The following is a 22,797-nucleotide window of genomic DNA, read 5'->3' on the forward strand; positions in this document are numbered from 1 at the left end:
GTGCCCGGTACTCCGCATCGCAACCGGCCCCTGTCGTCGGCGCAGCGTGGCATCTGGTTCGCGCAGCAGCTCGATCCGGACAGCCCCAGCTACAACACCGCCGAGTACGTGGAGATCGAGGGCCCGCTCGACCTGCCGGCGTTCGAAACGGCGGTGCGGCGGGCGGTGGCGGAGACCGACACGCTCAACGTCCGCTTCGCCGACGACGGCCAGGGACCGCACCAGACGTACGAGCCCGCGGACGACTGGCTGTTCCGCGTTCTCGACGTCGGCGCGGAGCCGGATCCGCGTGCGGCGGCCGAGTCCTGGATGCGTACGGAGATGGCCCGGCCGGGGAGCCTGGCGGAGGGCCGGACGTTCACCTTGGCGCTGCTGCGGGCCGGGGCCGGCCGTGACTTCTTCTACCTGCGTGCCCATCACCTCGTCACCGACGGTTCCATGTGCGCGCTGTTCACGCACCGGGTGGCCGAGATCTACACGGCCCTGGTCACCGGGGCGCCGCAGCGCGAGGACGACAGCGGCTCGCTGGACCTGCTGCTGGCCGACGACGCCGCGTACCGGGAGTCGGAGCGCTTCGCGCGCGACCGGGCCTACTGGCTGGACCGGCTGGCGGACCGCCCCGAGCCCGTGACCCTCGCGGGCCGGACCGCCCGGGTCTCGCGGAGCTTCCTGCGGCACGGCGCGCGCATACCGGACGTGACCGCTGACGGCCTGCGCGTGCTGGCGCGGCGATTACGCGTCGGCCTGCCCGTCTCCGTGATCGCCGCCACGGCGCTCTACCTCGGCCGGATGACCGGCGCCGATGAGGTCGCCTTGGGCATACCGGTGACCGCGCGGGCCGGCGGCGGCCGGTACATCCGCGGGCCGATGGCCAACGAACTGCCCCTGTGGGTGGCGGTCCGGCCCGACATGAGCGGCCGGGAGCTGGTACGCCAAGTGTCGGGCAGCGCCCGGCAGTTGCTCGGGCACCAGCGGTACCGGTACGAGGACGCCATTCGCGATCTGCGGTCGGGTGGCGGCGAGCGCCGCCTCTTCGGGCCGACCGTCAACATCATGTCCTTCGCCTCCGAGCTGACCTTCGGCCAGGCTCGGGGGACCGCCCGCAACCTGTCCATCGGGCCCGTCGCCGACCTCTCCGTCCGCGTCGACGACCGTCTGGGCGGCGGCGCGCTGCACCTCGACTTCGACGCCAACCCGGCCCTGTACGACGCGGCGGAGGTCGCCGCGCACCAGCGGCGTTTCCTGCGCGTGCTGGAAAGCCTCGCCACGGCCGACCCGGAACTCCCCATCGGCCGCCTCGACTTCCTGCTCCCCGGTGAGCGTGCCGTGGCGCTGCCCGTGCGGCCGCCGGCGGACGCCCCCAAGGCCGAGCCCTCCAAGGCCGTGCCACTCAAGGCCGACGCCCCCGGACCGACGCTGCCGGCACTGTTCGAGGAGCGGGCCGCGCGTACCCCCGGGGCCGTCGCCGTCGTCACCGAAGACGGCGAGCTGACCTACGCCGGACTGAACGAGCGCGCCAACCGGCTGGCGCGGCTGCTGCTGACGCGGGGAGCGGCGCCGGAGCGGCTGGTGGCCGTGGCGCTGCCGCGCTCCGCCGACCTCGTGGTGGCCCTGCTCGCGGTGGTGAAGACGGGCGCCGCGTACCTGCCGGTCGACCCCGGCCACCCGGCGGAGCGCATCGCGCTGATGCTCCGTGACGCCGCCCCCGTGTGCCTGGTCACCACGGGCGAACCGGCCGACGGGACCTCGTACGGAGCCGACGTCGTGCGGCTGGACGACGACGTCACCGTACGCGCCCTCGCCGACGGGCCCGGTGACGACCCGACCGACGCCGAGCGGGCCGGGCGGCTCGATCCCGCGCACCCGGCGTACGTCATCTACACCTCCGGGTCGACCGGCACCCCCAAGGGCGTGGCGGTCCCGCACCACAACGTGGTGCGGCTGTTCCGGCAGACCGAGGCGTGGTTCGGTTTCGGCCCCGATGACGTGTGGACGCTGTTCCACTCCTACGCCTTCGACTTCTCCGTGTGGGAACTGTGGGGGGCGCTCCTGTACGGTGGCCGGCTGGTCGTCGTCCCGCAGGACGTGAGCCGTTCCCCCGAGCGCTTCCTCGACCTGCTCGTACGCCACCGGGTGACGGTGCTCAACCAGACGCCGTCGGCCTTCTACCCGTTGACGCAGGCCGACCACGACCACCCGGAGCTGTCCGCGCGGCTGGCGCTGCGCACGGTCGTCTTCGGCGGCGAGGCGCTGGATCCCGGCAGGCTGCGCGAGTGGTACCGGCGCCACCCGGCCGACACGCCGCGCCTGGTGAACATGTACGGCATCACCGAGACCACCGTGCACGTCACGCACGCCCCGCTGGACGAGCGGGACGCCGCCGCCGAACCGCCCCGCAGCGTGATCGGTGAGCCGATACCGGACCTGCGTGCCTACGTGCTCGACAACGCCCTCCAGCCGGTGCCGCCGGGCGTCACCGGCGAGCTGTACGTGGCGGGCCCCGGCCTCGCCCGCGGCTACCTCGGACGGCCGGGCCTGAGTGCGCAACGCTTCGTGGCCGACCCCTTCGGCCGCCCCGGGCAGCGGATGTACCGCACCGGGGACCGGGTGCGCCGGCACGCGGACGGCAGGCTCGACCACGCCGGGCGGGCGGACGACCAGGTCAAGCTGCGCGGGTTCCGTATCGAGCCGGGCGAGGTCGAAGCCGTACTGGCCCGGCACGAGTCGGTGGCACGGGCGGTGGTGCTGCTGCGCGAGGACCGGCCCGGCGACCGGCGGTTGGTGGCCTACGCGGTCCCCGCCGACGGCGCCCGCCCCGGGGCCGCCGCACTGCGCGAGTTCGCCGGGCGGCACCTGCCGGGTCACATGGTCCCGGCGGCCGTCGTCGTCCTGGACCGGCTGCCCCTGACGGCCAACGGCAAGCTGGACCGGGCCGCCCTGCCGGCCCCGGAGTACACCCCGGGCGCGGCGCGGCGCCCGGCGCGCGACGCGGCCGAGCGGGTGCTGTGCTACCTGTTCGCCGAGGTCCTCGGCGTGGACCGGGTGGGCATCGACGACGGGTTCTTCGACCTCGGCGGGGACTCCCTGCTGGCGACCCGGCTGCTGAGCCGCATACGAACCGCCCTGGGCGCCGAACTGCCGATCCGCGCCCTGTTCGACGCGCCGACCGTGGCGGGGCTGGCCCCCGCCGTGCGGGAACCGGGCGGGGAAGCCCGGCCGGTGGTGCGGCGCGCGGAGCGGCCCGAGGTGCTGCCGCTGTCGTTCGCCCAGCGGCGGCTGTGGTTCCTCAACCGGCTGGAGGGCCGGGAAGCCGGGGCCGAGTACAACATGCCGTTCGTACTGCGGCTGGAGGGCGTGCTCGACCGGGCGGCCCTGGAAACGGCGCTCACCGACGTCGTCACGCGTCACGAGAGCCTGCGTACGGTCTTCCCCGAGATCGACGGCGCGCCACGGCAGGTCGTGCTCGGCCCCGGAACCGCCGCCCCCGCCCTGCCGGTGCGCGGCATCGACGCGGCCGGGCTGGCGGAAGCCCTCGGGAAGGGCGCCGCCACCGGCTTCGACCTGACCACCGAGCCGCCGCTGCGCGCCGAACTGTTCGCGCTCGCCCCGGACCGGCACGTGCTGTCGCTGGTGGTGCACCACATCGCGGGCGACGCCTGGTCCATGGTGCCCCTGGGCCGCGACCTGTCCACCGCCTACGCGGCCCGCCTGCTGGGCGAGGAGCCGTCCTGGGACCCGCTGCCGGTGACCTACGCGGACTACACGCTGTGGCAGCGGGACCTGCTGGGGGAGGAGCGCGACGAGGACAGCCTCGTCGCGCGGCAGGTGGCGTACTGGGCCCGCACACTGGCCGGGCTCCCCGACGAACTGGCCCTCCCCGCCGACCGCCCCCGCCCCGGCGTGGCCGGCCACCGCGGCGGGACCGTGCCGCTGCGTCTGGACGCCGCCCTGCACGCGCGGCTCGCGGCGCTGGCCGAGGCCCACGGGGTGACGCTGTTCATGGTCCTCCAGGCCGGGCTGGCCGCGCTGCTGACCCGGCACGGCGCGGGCACCGACATCCCGCTCGGCTCGCCCGTCGCGGGGCGCACCGACGACGCCCTGGACGGCCTGGTCGGCTGCTTCGTCAACACCCTGGTCCTGCGCACCGACACCTCCGGCGACCCGGGCTTCGGCGAACTGCTCGCCCGCGTACGGGAGACGGACCTCGCGGCCTACGCCCACCAGGACGTGCCCTTCGAGCACCTCGTGGAGGTGCTCAACCCCGCCAGGTCGCTGAGCCGGCACCCGCTGTTCCAGGTGCTGCTGACGCTCACCGGCCGCACGGCGGCGCCGGACGCGCTGCCCGGCCTGCGCGCCGAGGCCGAGCGGGTGGAGTCGGGCACCGCCAAGTTCGACCTGGGGTTCAACCTGACCGAGGCCGTGGACGCCGAGGGCGGCCCCGGCGGCGTCGAGGGGTACGTCGGCTACAGCGCCGACCTGTTCGAGCGGGCCACCGTCGAAGCGCTGGCGGACCGTTTCGTACGACTGCTGGAGGCAGCGGCGGCCGGGCCGGACCTGCCGCTGGGCGCCCTGGAAATCCTCGGCGAGGCCGAGCGCCACCGCCTGCTGACCGAGTGGAACGGCGCCGGCGCCGAGGTCCCCCGGCCCGTCGCGTGGCTGCCGGAGCTGTTCGAGCGGCAGGCCGCCGCCACTCCGGAGGCCCGCGCGGTCGCCGCGCCCGACGCCGAGCTGTCCTACGCGCAGGCCGACGCCCGGGCCAACCGCCTGGCCCGCCTGCTGATCTCCCGGGGGATCGGCCCGGAGCGGGTGGTCGCCGTCGCGCTGCCCGGCTCCGCCGGACTGGTCGTCGCGCTGCTCGCGGTGCTCAAGACCGGCGCCGCCTACCTGCCGCTCGACCTGGCGCAGCCCGGTGCGCGCCTCGCCGGCCTGCTCGATGACGCGGCCCCCGCCCTGCTGCTGACGGACGGCCCCTCGGCGACCGGGCTCCCCGACGACACCGGCACCGCCCGTCTGCTGCTGGACGACCCGGACACCGTACGGGCGCTGGAGCGGCAGCCCGCGACCCGCCCCACCGGCGCCGACCGGAGCGCCCCGCCGCTGCCGGACCACCCCGCGTACGTGATCTACACCTCCGGCTCCACGGGCCGCCCCAAGGGCGTGGTGGTCACCCACCGCGGCCTCGCGCACTACGTGGCCCGCGCCCGGCGCGTCTACACCGGCCTGGACGGGACGGTCCTCGTCCCCACGTCCCTGGCGTACGACCTGGCCGTCACCGGCCTGTACGGGGCGCTGACCTCCGGCGGTTGCGCGGTCGTGGCCGGGTTGGACGACGACCCGTGGCTGACGGCGCTGCTGGCCCGCACCCCGGCGACGTTCATGAAGGCGACCCCGAGCCACCTGGGCCTGCTGGCCGCGCTGCCCGCCGGGTTCGCCCCGGTGCGGCAGCTCGTGCTCGGCGGCGAGGCGCTGCCCGCCGGCCTCCTTGAGGAGTGGCGCGCACGCCACCCCGAGGTGGCCGTCGTCAACCACTACGGGCCGACGGAAGCCACCGTCGGATGCCTGGACCTCCACCTCGCCCCCGGAGAGGCGGCGGACGGTGCCACCGTTCCGGTCGGCCGGCCGATGACGGGCGTACGGGCGTACGTCCTCGACGCCGGGCTGCGTCCGGTGCCGCCGGGCGTGGCAGGGGAGCTGTACGTCGCCGGGCCGCAGCTCGCGCGCGGCTACCTCGGCCGCCCCGGCCTGACGGCGGAGCGCTTCGTGCCCTGCCCCTTCGGCGCGCCGGGCATGGGGGTCCCCCCGGCCGAAGGCTGGGGGAGGATGTACCGGACCGGCGACCTCGCCCGGTGGACCGCGGGCGGGGTGCTGGTCTTCGCGGGCCGCGCCGACGAACAGGTCAAGATCCGCGGCCACCGGGTCGAACCCGGCGAGGTCGAAGCGGCGCTGGCCGGTCACCCTTCGGTGGCGCGGGCGGCGGTGGTGGTACGCGAGGACCGGCCGGGCGATCAGCGGCTCGCGGCGTACGTCGTACCGGCCGGCGCGGACGGCGTGGACCCGGCCGAGCTGCGCGCGCACCTGGCGCGGCGGCTGCCGGAGCCCATGGTCCCGGCGCTGTTCACCACCCTCGGCGCGCTGCCGCTGACCCGCAACGGCAAGGTGGACCGGCGGGCCCTGCCCGCACCCGCTCTGGCACCGTCGAGTACCGGCCGGCCGCCGCGCAGCCCGGCGGAGGAGATCCTCTGCGGCCTGTTCGCCGAGGTGCTCGGCGTCCCCAGGGCCGGCGTCGACGACGGGTTCTTCGCCCTCGGCGGCCACTCCCTGCTCGCCACCCGCCTCGTCAGCCGCGTCCGTACCGTGCTCGGCGCCGAACTGCCCGTACGGGCCGTGTTCGAGACGCCCACGGTGGCCGGGCTCGCGGCCCGGCTGAAGGACGGCGCGGGCCGCAGGCGCCCCCCGGTCCGCCCCTTCCCCCGGCGTCCGGAGACGGTGCCGCTGTCGTTCGCGCAGCGCCGGCTGTGGTTCCTGCACCAGCTCGAAGGGGCCCCCAACTACAACCTGCCGTTCGTCGTGCGGCTGGAGGGCCGGCTCGACCGCGCCGCGCTCACCGCCGCGCTCGGCGACGTCGTGGCCCGGCACGAGAGCCTGCGCACGGTCTTCCCGGACAGTGGCGGCACGCCGCGGCAGGCCGTCCTGGACGCCGGTCCCGCCGCCGCGTCCGTCGAGCTGCCGGTACGGCACGTCGCGGACGAGGACGACATCACCGCGTCCGTCGTCGCGGCGGCCGCCCACCGCTTCGAGCTGACCCGTGAGCTGCCGCTGCGGGCGGAGCTGTGCGCGCTCGACGCGGACGTGCACGTGCTGGTCGTGGTCGTCCACCACATCGCGGGTGACGGCTGGTCGAACGGCCCGCTGGCCCGGGACCTGTCCGAGGCGTACGCGGCCCGCCGGGCCGGGCAGGCGCCGCGCTGGGAGCCGTTGCCGGTCCAGTACGCCGACTACACCCTGTGGCAGCAGGAATTGCTGGGCCGCGAGGACGACCCGGACAGCCTGGCCGCCCGGCAGATCGCCTACTGGGCGCAGGCCCTGGAGGGGCTGCCCGAGGAGCTGGAACTGCCCACCGACCGGGTCCGTCCCGCGGTCCCCGGCCATACCGGCAAAGTCGTGCCCGTCTCCCTCGACGCCGAGCTGCACGCCCGCCTGGAGGAGCTGGCCCGTACCTCGGGCGCGAGCCTGTTCATGGTGTTGCAGGCCGGTCTCGCCGCCTTGTTCACCCGCCTCGGCGCGGGCACCGACATCCCGCTCGGCAGCGCCATCGCCGGGCGCACCGACGACGCGCTCGACGACCTCGTAGGGTTCTTCCTCAACACCCTCGTGCTGCGCCTGGACACCTCCGGCGACCCGGCCTTCGAGGAGCTGCTGGGCCGGGTGCGGGAGACCGCGCTCGCTGCCTACGCCCACCAGGACGTGCCCTTCGAGCACCTGGTGGAGGTGCTGAACCCGGCCCGCTCGGCCGCCCGGCACCCGCTGTTCCAGACCATGCTGACCCTGCACAACAACGCCCGGCCCCAACTCGTCCTGCCCGGGCTGCGGGTGAGCCCGGACATGGCCGAGGTCGGCACGGCCAAGTTCGACCTGTCCTTCGGACTCACCGAGGAGCGCGGCCCGGCCGGCGAGCCCGCGGGCCTCGGCGGCATCCTGGAGTACAGCACCGACCTCTTCGACCACGCCACCGCCGAGGAACTGGTGGCCCGCTTCGTACGGCTGCTCGGCGCCGCGGCCGCCGACCCCGCCCGGCGCGTCGGGGAACTGGACGTCCTCGCCCCGCCGGAGCGGGAAAGGATTCTGGGCGCCTGGGCCGGCAGCCCGCAGGACGCGCCCGGCCGCACCGTCCCCGAGCTGTTCGAGCGGCAGGCGGCGCTGACCCCCGACGCGACCGCCGTCGTCGTCGCGGGCGTCTCGACGCTGACGTTCGCCCAACTGCGCGCGACGGCCGACCGGTTGGCCCGGAGGCTGGCGGAGCGCGGCGTGGGCCCCGACACGCTGGTCGGCCTGTGCGTGACCCGGTCGGCGGAGATGGTCCCGGCGATGCTGGGCATCTGGAAGGCCGGCGGGGCGTGCGTCCCCCTGGACCCGGGCTATCCGCAGGAGCGCCTGGCGTTCATGCTCGACGACACCGGGATACGGGTGCTCGTCACCGAGCCCGGTCTGCTGGAGGGCCACGAGGCGGAGACCGTCCTCCTCGGGACGGAAGAACCGGCGGACGCGGCCGGTGAGCCGTTCCCGATGCCGGCCGTGCGCGCCGACCACGCCGCCTTCATCGTCTACACCTCCGGCTCGACCGGCGTGCCCAAGGGCGTGGTCGTGCGGCACGGCGGCATCGCGAACCTGTTCGCCAACCACCGCGAGCGCGTCTTCGCCCCGGCGGCGCGGGCGGCGGGCGGCCGGCTGCGGGCGGCGCACACCGCGTCGCTCTCGTTCGACCTGTGCGTCGGGCAGCTCCTCGCCCTCCTCGCGGGCCACGAACTGCACGTCGTCGACGAGGACACCCGCCGCGACGCCGCCGCGTTGGGCACGTACGTCCGGGCCCATGGCATCGGCTATCTGTCCATCACCCCGACCCTCACCCAGGAACTGATCGGCCTGGGCCTGCTCGGCGCGGAGGGGCACCAGCCCGCCGCGATCCTGCACGGCGCCGAGGCCACCGGCCCGGCGCTGTGGCAGCGGCTGCGTGAACTGCCCGCCACCGAAGTGCACAACTACTACGCGCCCAGCGAGTGCACGGTCGACGCGGTCGGCGCCGTGGTCTCCGGCAGCGAGCGGCCCCGGATCGGCCGGCCGGTCGCGGGCATGGCGGCGTACGTGCTCGACGCCGGACTGCGCCCGGTGCCGCCCGGCGTACGGGGCGAGCTGTATCTCGCGGGCGCGCAGCTCGCCCGGGGCTACCTCGGCCGGCCCGGCCTGACCGCCGAACGCTTCGTGGCGAATCCTTTCAGCGGCGTGCCCGGCGCCCGGATGTACCGGACGGGCGACCTCGCGCGGTGGACCGCCGACGGCGCGCTGGAATACGCCGGGCGGGCCGACGACCAGGTCAAGCTGCGCGGGTTCCGCATCGAACTCGGCGAGGTCGAAGCGGTGCTGGCGCGGCACCCGGACGTGGCCCACGCGGTGGCCGTCGTCCGCGAGGACCGGCCCGGCGACCGCAGGCTGGTCGCCTACACGGTCGCGGCGCACGGGGCCGTGCCGGACCCGGCCGGGCTCCGCGCCCACGCCGCCCGCTCGCTGCCGGAGTTCATGGTCCCCTCCGCCGTGGTGCCGCTGGACGCGCTGCCGCTCACCCCGAGCGGCAAGGTGGCCCGCCGCGCCCTGCCCGCACCCGGCCCCGCCGCGCCGCACGGCGGCCGGGCGCTGCGCACGGCCCGCGAGGAGATCCTGTGCGGGCTGTTCGCCGAGGTCCTCGGCTGCGCACGGCCCGGCATCGACGACGGTTTCTTCGCGCTCGGCGGGCACTCCCTGCTGGCGACCCGGCTGCTGTCCCGCGTCCGCGCCGTGCTGGGCGTGGAGCTGGCGGTACGTGACGTGTTCGAGGCGCCCACGGTGGCCGCCCTGGCCGCGCGGCTGGACGCCGGAGACACGCCGCGACCCGCCCTGCGCCCGGCCGCGCGGCCGGACACGCTGCCGCTGTCGTTCGCGCAACGACGGCTGTGGTTCCTCAACCGGCTGGACGGCGCCGGCGCCGCGTACGCCATGCCGCTCGCGCTGCGCCTGCGCGGCGGCCTCGACCGCGCGGCGCTCGCCGCCGCCCTCGCCGACGTCGTGACCCGGCACGAAGTCCTGCGCACGGTCTACCCCGAGACCGCCGGCACCCCCGAGCAGGTCGTGCTCGCCCCGGACCGCGCCGCGCCCGCGCTGCCGTGCCGCGCCGTGGACGAGGCCGGTCTCGCCGCGGCGGTCGCCGCCGCGGCCGGGCACCCGTTCGACCTGAGCACCGATACCCCGCTGTACGCGGAGCTGCTCGCCCTCGGCCCCGACGACCACGTCCTGGTGATCGTCCTGCACCACATCGCGGGCGACGGCTGGTCCAACCTGCCGCTCGCCCGGGACATCGCCGCCGCCTACACCGCCCGCCACGCGGGCGAGGCCCCGGCGTGGACGCCGCTGCCGGTCCAGTACGCCGACTACACCCTCTGGCAGCACCGGCTCCTCGGCGACCCCACCGACCCGGACAGCCTGATCGGACGGCAGACGGCGTACTGGACCGAGACACTGGCGGACCTCCCCGAGGAACTCGCGCTCCCCGCCGACCGGCCCCGCACGGGCGTGGCCCGCCACCGGGGCGGCCGGGTGCCGTTCACCCTGGACGCCGCCGCGCACGCCGGGCTCGGTGACCTCGCCCGCGACTGCGACGCGAGCCTGTTCATGGTCGTGCAGGCCGCGCTCGCCGCCCTGCTCAGCAGGCTCGGGGCGGGCGAGGACATCCCCCTCGGCACCCCGGTGGCGGGACGCACCGACGACGCGCTGGACGACGCGGTCGGTTGCTTCGTCAACACCCTCGTGCTGCGCACCGCGACCGGCGGCGACCCGGCCTTCACCGACCTGGTGGCGCGGGCCCGCGAGACCGCCCTGTCCGCGTACGCCCATCAGGACGTGCCCTTCGAGCACCTGGTGGAGCAGCTGGAACCGGTCAGGTCGCTGGCCCGCCACCCGCTCTTCCAGGTGATGCTGGCGCTGCGGAACACCGGGGAGGCGCCGCTCGGCCTGCCGGGGCTGGCGGTGAGCGAGGTGCCGGTGGACACCACGGCCGTCAAGTTCGACCTGGCGTTCACGGTGACCGAGCGGACCGGCCCGCACGGCGAGGCCGCCGGGCTCGACGGCGAACTCGACTACGCGAGCTACCTGTTCGACCAGGAGACGGCCCGGAGGATCGCCGCCTGCTTCGTCTCGGTGCTGGAGGCCGTGGCGGCCGACCCCTCGCGGACGCTCGGGAACCTCCCCGTCCTGTCCCCGGCCGAGCGGGAGTCGGTCCTGACGGGGTGGAACGCGACCGCGCGGCCGCTGCCCCGGGTCACGTTGCCGGAGTTGTTCGAGGCGCAGGCGGTCCGGACGCCGGACGCGGTGGCGGTGGTCGGTGAGGGCGGCTCCTTGTCGTACGCGGAGTTGGACGCGTGGGCGAACCGGGTGACGCGCGCCCTGGCCGAGCGGGGTGCGGGGCCGGAGCGGGTGGTGGCCGTAGCCCTGCCGCGTTCGGTGGAGTTGGTGGTGGCGCTGCTGGGGGTGCTCAAGAGTGGCGCGGCCTACCTGCCCGTCGACCCTGGCCACCCTGCCGAGCGCACCCGGGCGATGCTGGACGAGGCGCGTCCCGTGTGTGTCCTGGACGATCTGGAGGGCGTGCGGAACCCCCAGCCGGAGACGGCGGGCACCGCGCGTACCGTACTGTTCGCCCCGTCGCACCCGGCCTACGTGCTCTACACCTCGGGCTCCACCGGCACCCCGAAGGGCGTCGTCGTCCCGCACGCGGGCATCGTCAACCGACTGCTGTGGGCGCAGGCCGAATACGGGCTGGACGCCTCCGACGCCGTGCTGCAGAAGACCCCGTACGGATTCGACGTATCCGTCTGGGAGTTCTTCTGGCCGCTGATCACCGGCGCCCGGCTGGTCGTCGCCCGGCCGGACGGGCACCGGGACCCGGCGTACCTGGCCGCGCTGATCCACGAACACGCGGTGACCACCGTGCACTTCGTGCCGTCGATGCTGCGGGCCTTCCTGGACGAGCCAGCCGCCGCCGGGTGCACGAGCCTGCGGCGGGTGCTGTGCAGCGGCGAGGCCCTGCCCGCCCGGCTGGCCGCACACGGCCGGGACGTGCTCGGTCCGAAGCTGCACAATCTCTACGGGCCGACCGAGGCGTCCGTCGACGTCACCTCCTGGGCCTGCGAGGACGGGCCGGGCACGGTGCCGATCGGCCGCCCGGTCCACAACACCCGGCTCTACGCGCTCGACGCCGCCCTGCGGCCCGTCGTGCCGGGTGTGACGGGGGAGTTGTACGTGGCCGGTGTCCAGCTTGCGCGCGGCTACCTGGGGCGGCCCGGCCTGACGGCGGAGCGGTTCGTGGCCTGCCCGTTCGGTGCGCCGGGGGAGCGGATGTACCGTACCGGGGATCTTGCCCGGTGGACCGCGGGCGGGGTGCTGGAGTTCGCCGGCCGTACCGACGACCAGGTCAAACTGCGGGGCTTCCGTATCGAACTCGGCGAGATCGAGGCCGCCCTGTCGGGGCATGACGCCGTCGCCCAGGCCGCTGTCGTCCTCCGCGAGGACCGGCCCGGTGACCAGCGGCTGGTGGCGTACGTAGTGCCCGCGCCGGGAGCCGGACCGGAGCCGGAGGAGCTGCGCGAGTCCACCGCCCGCGCGCTGCCCGACTACATGGTGCCCACCGTGGTCGTCGTGCTCGACGCGCTGCCCCTGACGCCGAACGGGAAGACGGACCGCCGCGCCCTGCCCGCCCCGGACGCCACCGCCCAGGCCCCCGGACGCGCTCCGCGCACCCTCCACGAGGAGATCCTGTGCGGCGTCTTCGCCGACGTGCTCGGCCGCTCCGTGCCCGGCATCGACGACGGGTTCTTCGACTTGGGCGGGCACTCGCTGCTCGCCACCCGGCTCGTCTCCCGCGTCCGGGACGCCCTCGGCGCGGAGCTGTCCGTACGCGACGTGTTCGAGGCGCCCACGGTGGCCGGGCTGGCCGCCCGCATCGGCACCGGGGGCGGTCGGCGGCCCGCCCTCCGGCCCGCCGCGCACCGCCCGGACACCGTCCCGCTGTCCTTCGCCCAGCGCCGGCTGTGGTTCCTGCACCGGCTGGAGGGCCCCAGCCCGACCTACAACATGCCCTTCGCGCTGCGGCTGTCCGGCACGCTGGACACGGCCGCCATGCGCGCGGCCCTGGCCGACGTGGTCGCCCGGCACGAGACGCTGCGCACCGTCTTCCCCGAGGTCCAGGGCGGTCCCGGGCAGGTCGTACTCGGGCCTGACGAGGCCGCCGTGGAGCTGCGCACCCACCGCACCGACGAGGCCGGACTCGCTGCGGCACTGACCGAGGCGGCCGGGTACCGCTTCGACCTGACCGCCGAACCGCCGCTGCGCGCGGACCTGTTCGCGCTCGCCCCCGACGACCACGTACTGCTCCTGGTCGTCCACCACATCGCCGGGGACGGCTGGTCGAACGTCCCGTTCGCCCGGGACCTGTCGACCGCCTACACGGCCCGCAGCGCCGGCCGCGCCCCGGCATGGGCACCGCTGCCGGTCCAGTACGCCGACTACGCGCTGTGGCAGCACGACCTGCTCGGCAGCGAGGACGACCCCGGCAGCCTGATCTCCGCCCAGGTCGCCCACTGGACCGAGGTGCTGGCGGGCCTGCCCGAGGAACTGGCGCTCCCCACGGACCGCCCCCGCCCCGCGGTCTCCGCCCACCGGGGCGGACGGGTGGTCTTCACGCTGGACGCGGAGCTGCACACCCGGCTCGCCGGGCTGGCCCGCGAGCACGGCGCGACCCTGTTCATGGTGGTACAGGCCGGTCTCGCCGCCCTGCTGACCCGGCTCGGCGCGGGCACCGACATCCCCCTCGGCTCCGCCGTCGCCGGCCGTACGGACGCGGCACTGGACGACCTCGTCGGCTTCTTCGTCAACACCCTCGTGCTGCGCCTGGACACCTCGGGCGACCCTGCCTTCACCACCCTGCTGGACCGGGTGCGCGAGACCGACCTGACCGCCTACGCCCACCAGGACGTGCCCTTCGAACACCTCGTGGAGCTGCTCAACCCGGCGCGCTCGGCGGCCCGGCACCCCCTCTTCCAGGTGATGCTGACGCTCCAGAACAACGCCGCCCCCGAGTTCGCGATGGCCGGCCTGCGGGTGACGCCCGACGTCGCCGAGCTGTTCGCGGCCAAGTTCGACCTGCTGTTCAGCCTCACCGACCGGTACACCGAGGACGGCACCCCCGACCGGGTCGACGGGGTGCTGGAGTACAGCGCGGACCTGTTCGACCACGGCACCGCCGAAGCCCTCACGGCACGCTTCGTACGGCTGCTGCGGGCCGTGGCGGCGGCGCCGGACCGGCCGATCGGCACCGCCGACCTCACCGACGCCGCCGAGCGCCAGCGGCTGTTGGAGACGTGGAACGGCGCCGCCCTCAGCACGCCGCCGGTGACGCTGCCCGAGGCGTGCGAAGCGCAGGCGCGGCGCACGCCGGACGCGGCCGCCGTCACCGACGGCACCACGCACCTCACCTACGCCGCACTGAACGCGCGGGCCAACCGGCTGGCGCGGCTGCTCGTCCGGCGCGGCATCGGCCCGGAGCGGCTCGTGGCGGTCGCCCTGCCGCGCTCGGCCGAGCTGGTGGTGGCGCTGCTGGCCGTCCTCAAGACCGGCGCCGCCTACCTGCCCCTCGACCCGGCGCACCCGGCCGAACGGCTGCGCTCCCTGCTCGGCGACGCCGGTGCGGCGTACGGGCTCAGCAACTCCGACCTGGCCGGAAACCTGCCGGGGACGGACACCCACTGGCTCACGCTCGACAGCGACGAGACGCGGCGGGAAACCGGGGAACAGCCGGAGCACGACGTGGCGGACGCCGAGCGCACCGCGCCGCTGCGGCCGGAGCACCCCGCGTACGTCATCCACACCTCCGGCTCCACCGGCACGCCCAAGGGCGTGGTGATCGAGCACCGCGCGCTCGCGGCCTACCTGGCGTTCGCCCGCGAGGCGTACCCCGGCACCGCGGGCACCGCCCTGCTGCACTCGCCCGTCTCCTTCGACCTGACCGTCACCGCGCTGTACGCGCCGCTCACCGCGGGCGGCCGGGTGCTGGTCGGCGACCTCTCCGGCGACGCGCCGGCCCCTGGCCCGTACACCTTCCTCAAGGTGACGCCCAGCCACCTCGCGCTGCTCGGCGCCACCCCGCCCGGCCCCGAGACGGCGGTCGCGGACCTCGTCGCGGGCGGCGAAGCGCTCACCGGCGAACAGCTCGCGCCCTGGCGGCGGGCACAGCCGCAGGCCGCCGTGGTCAACGAGTACGGGCCGACCGAGGCCACCGTGGGCAGTGTCGCCCTGCGGCTGCCGCCGGGCGCCGCTACCGGCGACGGCCCGCTGCCGATCGGGCGGCCGGTGCCCGGCACCCGGGCCTACGTCCTCGACGAGCGACTGCGGCCGGTGCCGACCGGGGTGACGGGGGAGCTGTACCTGGCCGGCGCGCAGCTCGCGCGCGGCTACCTGAACCGGCCCGCGCCGACCGCCGAGCGGTTCACGGCCGACCCGTTCGGCGGGCCCGGCGGGCGCATGTACCGCACCGGCGACCTGGCCCGGTGGTCCGCCGCGGGCGAACTGCACTTCGCCGGCCGCGCCGACGAGCAGGTCAAGGTGCGGGGCCACCGCATCGAGCCGGGCGAGATCGAGGCCGCGCTGCTGCGCCACCCGGCCGTCTCCCGGGCCGCCGTCGTCGCCCGCGAGGACCGGACGTCCGGTACGCAGCTGGTGGCCTACGTCGTCCCGGCGGACGGCGAGCGGCTCGGTGAAGCCGCGGCACGGGCCCAGCTCGACGAGTGGCAGCAGGTCTACGACTCCCTGTACGGGGGCACGGGCCAAGAGGCCCCCGAACCCGCCCCGTTCGGCGCCGACTTCCGGGGCTGGACCAGCAGTTACGACGGGCGGCTCCTGCCGGTCGAGCAGATGCGCCGGTGGCGGGACGCCACGGTTGCCCGCATCCGCGAGCTGCGCCCGCGACGGGTGCTGGAGATAGGCGTGGGCAGCGGACTGCTGCTCTCCCGGCTCGCCACCGACTGCGAGACCTACTGGGGCACCGACATCGCCGCCGACGCCGTCGACCGGCTGCGGGCCCAGGTGGCCGGGCGGCCTGACCTGGCCGGGCGGGTGGAGCTGCGCGTACAGGCCGCCGCCGAAGCGGGCGGCCTGCCGGCCGGCTCCTTCGACACCGTCGTGATCAACTCGGTCGCCCAGTACTTCCCGGACGCCGGCCACCTCACCGACGTGCTCGGCACGGCGCTGGGCCTGCTCGCCCCCGGCGGCGCCGTCTTCCTCGGCGACGTGCGCGACCTGCGGCTGCTGCGGTGCCTGCACACGGCGGCGCAGCTGCGCCGCGCCACGCCGTCCGCCGACCCCGCCGCCGTACGCCGCGCCGTGGAGCAGGCCGTCCTGCTGGAGAAGGAACTTCTGCTCGACCCCGGGTTCTTCACCGCGCTCGGGGCGCGGCACCCGGACATCGCCGGCGTCGACCTGCGGGTCAAGCGCGGCGCGTACGTCAACGAGCTGAACCGCTACCGGTACGACGTCGTCCTGCACAAGCGCCCTGCCGCCGGGCTGACGGACCTGACGGACGCACCGGAGCTGCGCTGGGGCCACGACGTGTCCGGGCCCGACGACCTCGCCCGGCGCCTCGCCGCGGAGCGCGTGCCCGCGCTGCGGGTGACCGGCGTCCCCGACGAACGGCTGGCGGGCGAAGCCGCTGCCGGGCGCGCCCTGGACGAGGGACAGTCGCTGGCCGACGCCCTCGCCCTCCTCGGCCCCGCCGAGCAGCCGACGGCGCCGGACCTCGGCCCGGACGCCCTCCACGAGCTGGGCGAACGCGCCGGCTACCGGGTCGCGGTCACCCGCTCGGGCGATGACGCCGAACTCCTCGACGTACTTTTCACCGACCCGGCGGCGACCGCTCTCGCCGGCGTACACCGCCCGGCGGCGGCTGCCCCGGCCGAGCCGGCGCGAGCGCTCGCCAACGACCCGGCGGCCTCCCGGCGGCGCGGCGAACTGGTCGCCTCGCTCACCGCGTCGCTGCGCGAGGAACTGCCCGCGTACATGGTGCCGGCCGCCGTGCTGGTCCTCACGGACCTCCCGCTGACCGGCAACGGGAAGCTCGACCGGGCGGCGCTGCCCGCCCCCTACCTCGGGTCCGTCGAGGGTTCACGCGGGCCTTCGACCCCGCGCGAGCGGGTGCTGTGCGACCTGTTCGCGCAGGTGCTGGGCCTGGCCGCGGCCGGCGTCGACGACAACTTCTTCCACCTCGGCGGACACTCGCTGCTGGCGACCCGGCTCATCAGCCGCATCCGTACCGCCCTGGGGGCCGAACTGCCCGTCCGCGCCCTGTTCGAGACACCCACGGCCGCCGGACTGGCCGCGCGGCTGGACGACGAGGAGAACCGGGACGCGACACGGCCCGCACTGCGGCCGGTGCCCCGGCCCGAGACCCTGCCGCTGTCGTTCGCCCAGCAGCGGCTGTGGTTCCTGCACCGGCTGGAAGGCCCGAACGCCACCTACAACATGCCGATCGCCCTGCGCCTGCGCGGCACGGTGGACCGTACGGCGCTGAGTGCCGCGCTGGCCGACGTGGCGGCCCGGCACGAGAGCCTGCGCACCGTCTTGCCGGTGACGGACGGAGTGCCCCGCCAACTCGTCCTCGACGCGGACGGCGCCCGCCCCGAACTGCTCGTACGGCATGCCGACGAGGCCGGGCTGCGCGAGGCCGTCCGGGCTGCGGCCCGTTACCCCTTCGACCTCGCGGCCGACCTGCCGCTGCGGGCGGAACTGTTCGTCCTGGGCGAGCGGGAGCACCTGCTGGTACTGGTGGTGCACCACATCGCCGGCGACGGCTGGTCGATGGCCCCCCTGGCGAGGGACCTGGCCACGGCCTATGCCGCACGCTCCCGGGGCCGGGCGCCTTCGTGGACGCCGCTGACCGTCCAGTACGCGGACTACACGCTGTGGCAGCGCGCGCTGCTGGGCGACGAGACCGACCCGGAGAGCCTGTTCGCCCGTCAAGTGGCGTACTGGGCCGAGAACCTGGCGGACCTGCCCAGGGAACTCGCGCTCCCCGTGGACCGCCCCCGGCCCGCCGTGTCCACCTACCGAGGCGAGACGCTCGGCTTCGACCTGAGCCCCGCACTGCACCGCCGGCTGGCGGACCTGGCCCGGGACACCGGGGCCAGCCTGCACATGGTGCTGCACGCCGGCCTCGCCGCGCTGCTCACCCGGCTCGGCGCGGGCACGGACCTGCCGATCGGCAGCGGCGTCGCGGGGCGCCACGACGAGGCGCTCGACGACGCGGTCGGCCTCTTCGTCAACACGCTCGTGATGCGCACCGACACCTCCGGCGACCCGTCGTTCGGCGAACTGCTCCGGCGCGTACGGGACACGGCCCTGAACGCCTACTCCCACCAGGACGTGCCCTTCGAGCACCTGGTGGAGGCGCTCAACCCGGTCCGCTCACCGAACCGCCACCCGCTGTTCCAGGTGGCGCTGGTGCTACAGAACACCCCGGAAGCCGGGCTGGCGATGCCCGGCGTCGAGGTGACGCCCGAGCCGGCCGCCTCGGGGACCTCGCGGTTCGACCTGTTCTTCAGCGTCACCGAACGCGGCCCTTCGGGAGGCGTACGCGGGACGCTGGAGTACAGCACCGACCTGTTCGACCGGCGGACGGTGCGGACGCTGGTGGAGCGGTGGACACGGTTGCTGGAGGCGGTCACCGCCGACCCGGCGCTCCCCATCGGCGAGGCCGACGTCCTCACCCCCGCCGAACACGCCCGTACACAGGACGCCGACGGCCCCCGGGTGCCGTCCGCCACCGTGCCCGAGCTGTTCGAACGCCAGGTGGCCCGGCACCCGGGCGCCCCCGCGGTGCTGTCCGCTTCCGGCACGCTGACGTACCGGGAGCTGAACGGCCGGGCCGACCGCCTGGCGCACCTGCTGCTGTCCCGCGGCATCGGCCCCGGGCACGTGGTCGCCCTGGCGTTCCCCCGCGGCGCCGATCTGGTCGTGGCGGTCCTCGCGACGCTCAAGGCGGGGGCGGCCTACCTTCCCCTCGACACCGGCTACCCGGCCGAACGCCTGGCCTTCATGCTCGACGACGCCCGCCCGTCGCTGCTGCTGACGGGTGCCGCCGGCCTGGAGGTGCCCGGTTCCGACGGCTTGCCCAGGCTGGGTCTGGGCGACCTGGACGACCTGGGTGCCCGCGATGGGCACCCGGCCCGGGACCTGTCCGTGTGCGCCCGGCCGCCGGTGCCCGCCGATCCCGCCTACGTGATCTACACCTCCGGCTCGACCGGCGTACCCAAGGGCGTGCTCGTCACCCACTCGGGCGCGGCCGCTCTGGCGGCGTCGCAGGCGGACGCCTTCGGCGCCGGGCCGGGCAGCCGGGTCCTCCAGTTCGCCTCGCCCAGCTTCGACGCGGCGTTCTGGGAGCTGTGCATGGCGCTGCTGACCGGCGCGGCCCTGGTGGTGGCGCCGGCCGAACGGCTCCTGCCGGGCCCCGACCTCGCCGCCGTGGTGGCCGAGCACGACGTGACGCACCTGACCGTGCCGCCCGTGGCGCTGGGCGTCATGACGCCCGAACAGCTCGCCCCGGTGACCTGCCTGGTGGTCGCGGGAGAGCACTGCCCGCCGCGGACGGTGACGGCCTTCGCCCCCGGCCGGCGGATGGTCAACGCCTACGGGCCGACCGAGTCGACGGTCTGCGGCACCATGAGCCGGCCGCTGACCGGGGACGACGCCGTCGCACCCATCGGCACGCCCATCACCGGCACCCGCGCCTACGTCCTGGACGCGGCGCTGCGCCCGGTGCCGACCGGCGTGGCGGGCGAACTGTACCTGGCGGGCGCGGGCCTGGCCCGCGGCTACCTGGGGCGGCCCGGCCCGACCGCCGAGCGGTTCACCGCCGACCCGTTCGGCGCGCCGGGCACCCGGATGTACCGCACCGGCGACCTCGCGCGGTGGAACGCCGAAGGCGAGCTGGAATTCGCCGGGCGGACCGACGACCAGGTCAAGGTCCGGGGCCACCGGGTCGAACTCGGCGAGGTCGAGGCCGCGATGGCCGCCCACCCCGAGGTGGCGCAGGCCGTCGCGGCGGTCCGTGACGACGGCCCCGGCGGGACCCGCCTGCTCGGGTACGTGGTCCCGGCGGCGGACGGCCCGGAGCCCGCGCGGGCCGCCGACGACGCCCCGGAACGGGTCCTCGGCGAGTGGCGGCAGCTCTACGACACCCTGTACGGGACGTCGGAATCCGCCCCGTTCGGCGAGGACTTCACCGGGTGGAACAGCACCTACGACGGGGAGCCCCTGCCCGCCGACGAGATGCGGCAGTGGCGGGACGCCACCGTCGCGCGCATCCGGGAACTGCGGCCCCGGCGGGTGCTGGAGATCGGCGTCGGCCGCGGCCTGCTCCTGTCGCGGCTCGCCGAGGAGTGCGAGGCCTACTGGGGCACCGACCTGTCGGCGGCCGTGATCGAGGCGCTGACGGCACAGGTCGCCGAACGCCCCCGGCTCGCTTCCCGGGTGGTGCTCAGGGCCCAGCCGGCGGACGACCTGACCGGACTGCCGGAGGGCTTCTTCGACACCGTCGTGCTCAACTCGGTGGCCCAGTACTTCCCCGGCGCCGCCTATCTGACCGACGTGCTCGGCGCCGCGCTGCGGCTGCTGGCGCCGGGCGGCGCCCTGTTCCTCGGCGACGTCCGCAACCTGCGGCTGCTGCCGAGCCTGCGGGCGGCCACCGGTGCCACCGCACCCGAGCGGGAACTGCTGGTCGATCCGGACTTCTTCCCGGCCCTGCCCACCACCGTCCCCGAGATCGCCGCCGTCGACGTACGCCTCAAGCGCGGGGCGTACCACAACGAGCTGTCCCGGTACCGCTACGACGTCGTCCTGCACCGCACACCGCCGGCCGCGCAGGCCCGGTCGTTCGCCGACGCGCCCGCGCTGCCCTGGCGTCCGGACCTGGGCGGGGCGCAGGGGATCGCCGCGCTGCTGGCGGAGCGCCGGCCGGACCGGCTGCGCCTCACCGGCATCCCCAACGCGCGGCTGGCGGGCGAGGCCGCCGCCGGGCACGCCGTGACCGTGGACCCCGAGACGCTGTGCGCGCTGGGGGAGGAGCTGGGGTTCTGGACGGCCGTCACCTGGTCGGGCACGGCCGGCGACGACTGCTTCGACGCCCTGTTCGCCACTCAGGACGACGGCGCCCCGGTCACCGGGGTGTACGTGCCGGCGGCCGACCGCTTCGCGCCGCCGTCCTTCACCAACGACCCGGCGGCCGCCGTGCCGCCGGCCGCCCTGGGCTCCTCGGTACGCGCCTGGCTGCGCCGGCGGCTGCCGGAGTACCTGGTGCCCGCGGTGGTCGTCACGCTGGACGCGCTGCCGCTGACGCCGAACGGCAAGGCCGACCGCAAGGCGCTGCCGGCGCCGGAGACGGCCGGGGTCACTACGGGCCGCCCTCCGGCGACCGCCCGGGAACGGCTGCTGTGCGACATCTTCGCGGAGGTGCTCGGCCGCCCGTCCGTCGGCGCCGACGACGACTTCTTCGAACTCGGCGGCGACAGCATCGTCTCCATCCAGGTGGTCAGCCGGGCCCGGGCCGCCGGGCTGGCGATCGGCCCGCAGGACGTGTTCCGGCACAAGACCGTGGCGGCGCTGGCCGCGGCCGCCGGGACGCCGGATGCGGCGGCCGCCACCACGGAGGCGCCGCAGGCGGGCATCGGCGTGGTGCCGCTGACCCCGGACCTGCACGCGCTGTGGGAGCACGACGCCGACCCCGGCACCGGGTACGAGGCGATGACCGTACCGATCCCGGCCGGACTCGGCCCCGAAGCGCTGGAGACCGCCCTCCAAGCGGTCCTCGACCACCACGACGCGCTGCGGATGCGCCTGGCCCCCGGCGGGCCTGCGGAGGCGGACGGGCCGAGGTGGCTGCTCGAAGTGACGCCGCCCGGCACCGTCCGGGCCGCGGACCATCTGCGCCGCGGCGGGGCCGCACCGCACGAGGCCGCCGTCGCCGAGGAGGAGCGGGCCGCCGCGGCCCGCCTGGCGCCGCCGTCCGGAGTGCTGTTCCAAGCAGTCGGTTTCGACGCCCGGCCCGGCCGCCCCGGTCTGCTGCTGCTCGTCCTGCACCGCCTCGTCGCCGACCCGCAGTCCTGGCGCGTCCTGCTGCGGGACGTCACGGACGCCTGCGAGGCCGCGGCCGAGGGGCGGCTCCCCCGACTCGCCCCGGTCGGCACGTCCTTCCGGCGCTGGGCCCAGCACCTGCGCACCCAGGCACAGGACCCCCGGCGGACCGGGGAACTGCCCCGGTGGACCGGCATCCTCGCCGGGCCCGGCCGCCCGGACGAGGACCCGGGCGACACCTTGGGCGGCCTCCAGGCGCGGGAGGCGGGGGACGGCGCGCTCACGACCGTCCTGTCCGCCGAGCGCTCCGCGCAGGTGCTCACCGACGTGCCGGCGGTCTTCCACACCGACGCCGAGGACGTGCTGCTGACCGCGTTCGCGCTGGCGGTCGCCGACTGGCGGCGCCGTCGCGGCGCCTCCGACGGCACCGTGCTCGCCGACGTACGGCGTCCGGGCCGCGCACCCATCGGCGAGGGCATCGACCTGTCCCGCACCGTGGGCCGCTGCACCGCCACCCACCCGGTCCGCCTGGACCTGGGCGACCCGGACGGGGAAGCGCTGCGGGAGGACGGCGGGCACGCCGCCGCGACGGCTCTCAAACGGGTCAAGGAGGAGCTGCGGTCCCTGCCGGACGGCGGCGTGGGCCACGGCCTGCTGCGCCACCTCAACCCCGCCACCGCCCCCGAGTTGGCGGCCCTGCCCGGCCCCCGGTTCGCCTTCCACTACCTCGGACGGCTGCCGCAGGTCCCGTCCGGCCCGTACGCGGCCGACGAGGCGCCGCGGTACTGGGCAGAGGTGGACGTCACCGCCGTGGACGGCCCCGGCGGACCGCGGCTGGCCGCGACCTGGCGCCGGGCGCGCTCGCCCCTGACCGGCCGCGACCTG

General features: G+C 75.9%; 1 protein-coding gene (running past one end of the window). It reads left to right on the forward strand.

The window, feature by feature from the left end; genetic code table 11:
- Nucleotides 1-22,797: the 5' portion of a non-ribosomal peptide synthase/polyketide synthase gene (locus ACH4K4_RS25245; RefSeq protein ID WP_398170243.1), read on the forward strand. It continues 159 nt past the right edge of the window; only the first 22,797 of its 22,956 coding nucleotides appear in the window; the start codon lies at nucleotides 1-3; its stop codon lies beyond the right edge, outside the window.

It is taken from the genome of Streptomyces sp. NPDC017529 (genome assembly GCF_044329785.1).
In the GTDB taxonomy this organism is placed as follows: domain Bacteria; phylum Actinomycetota; class Actinomycetes; order Streptomycetales; family Streptomycetaceae; genus Streptomyces.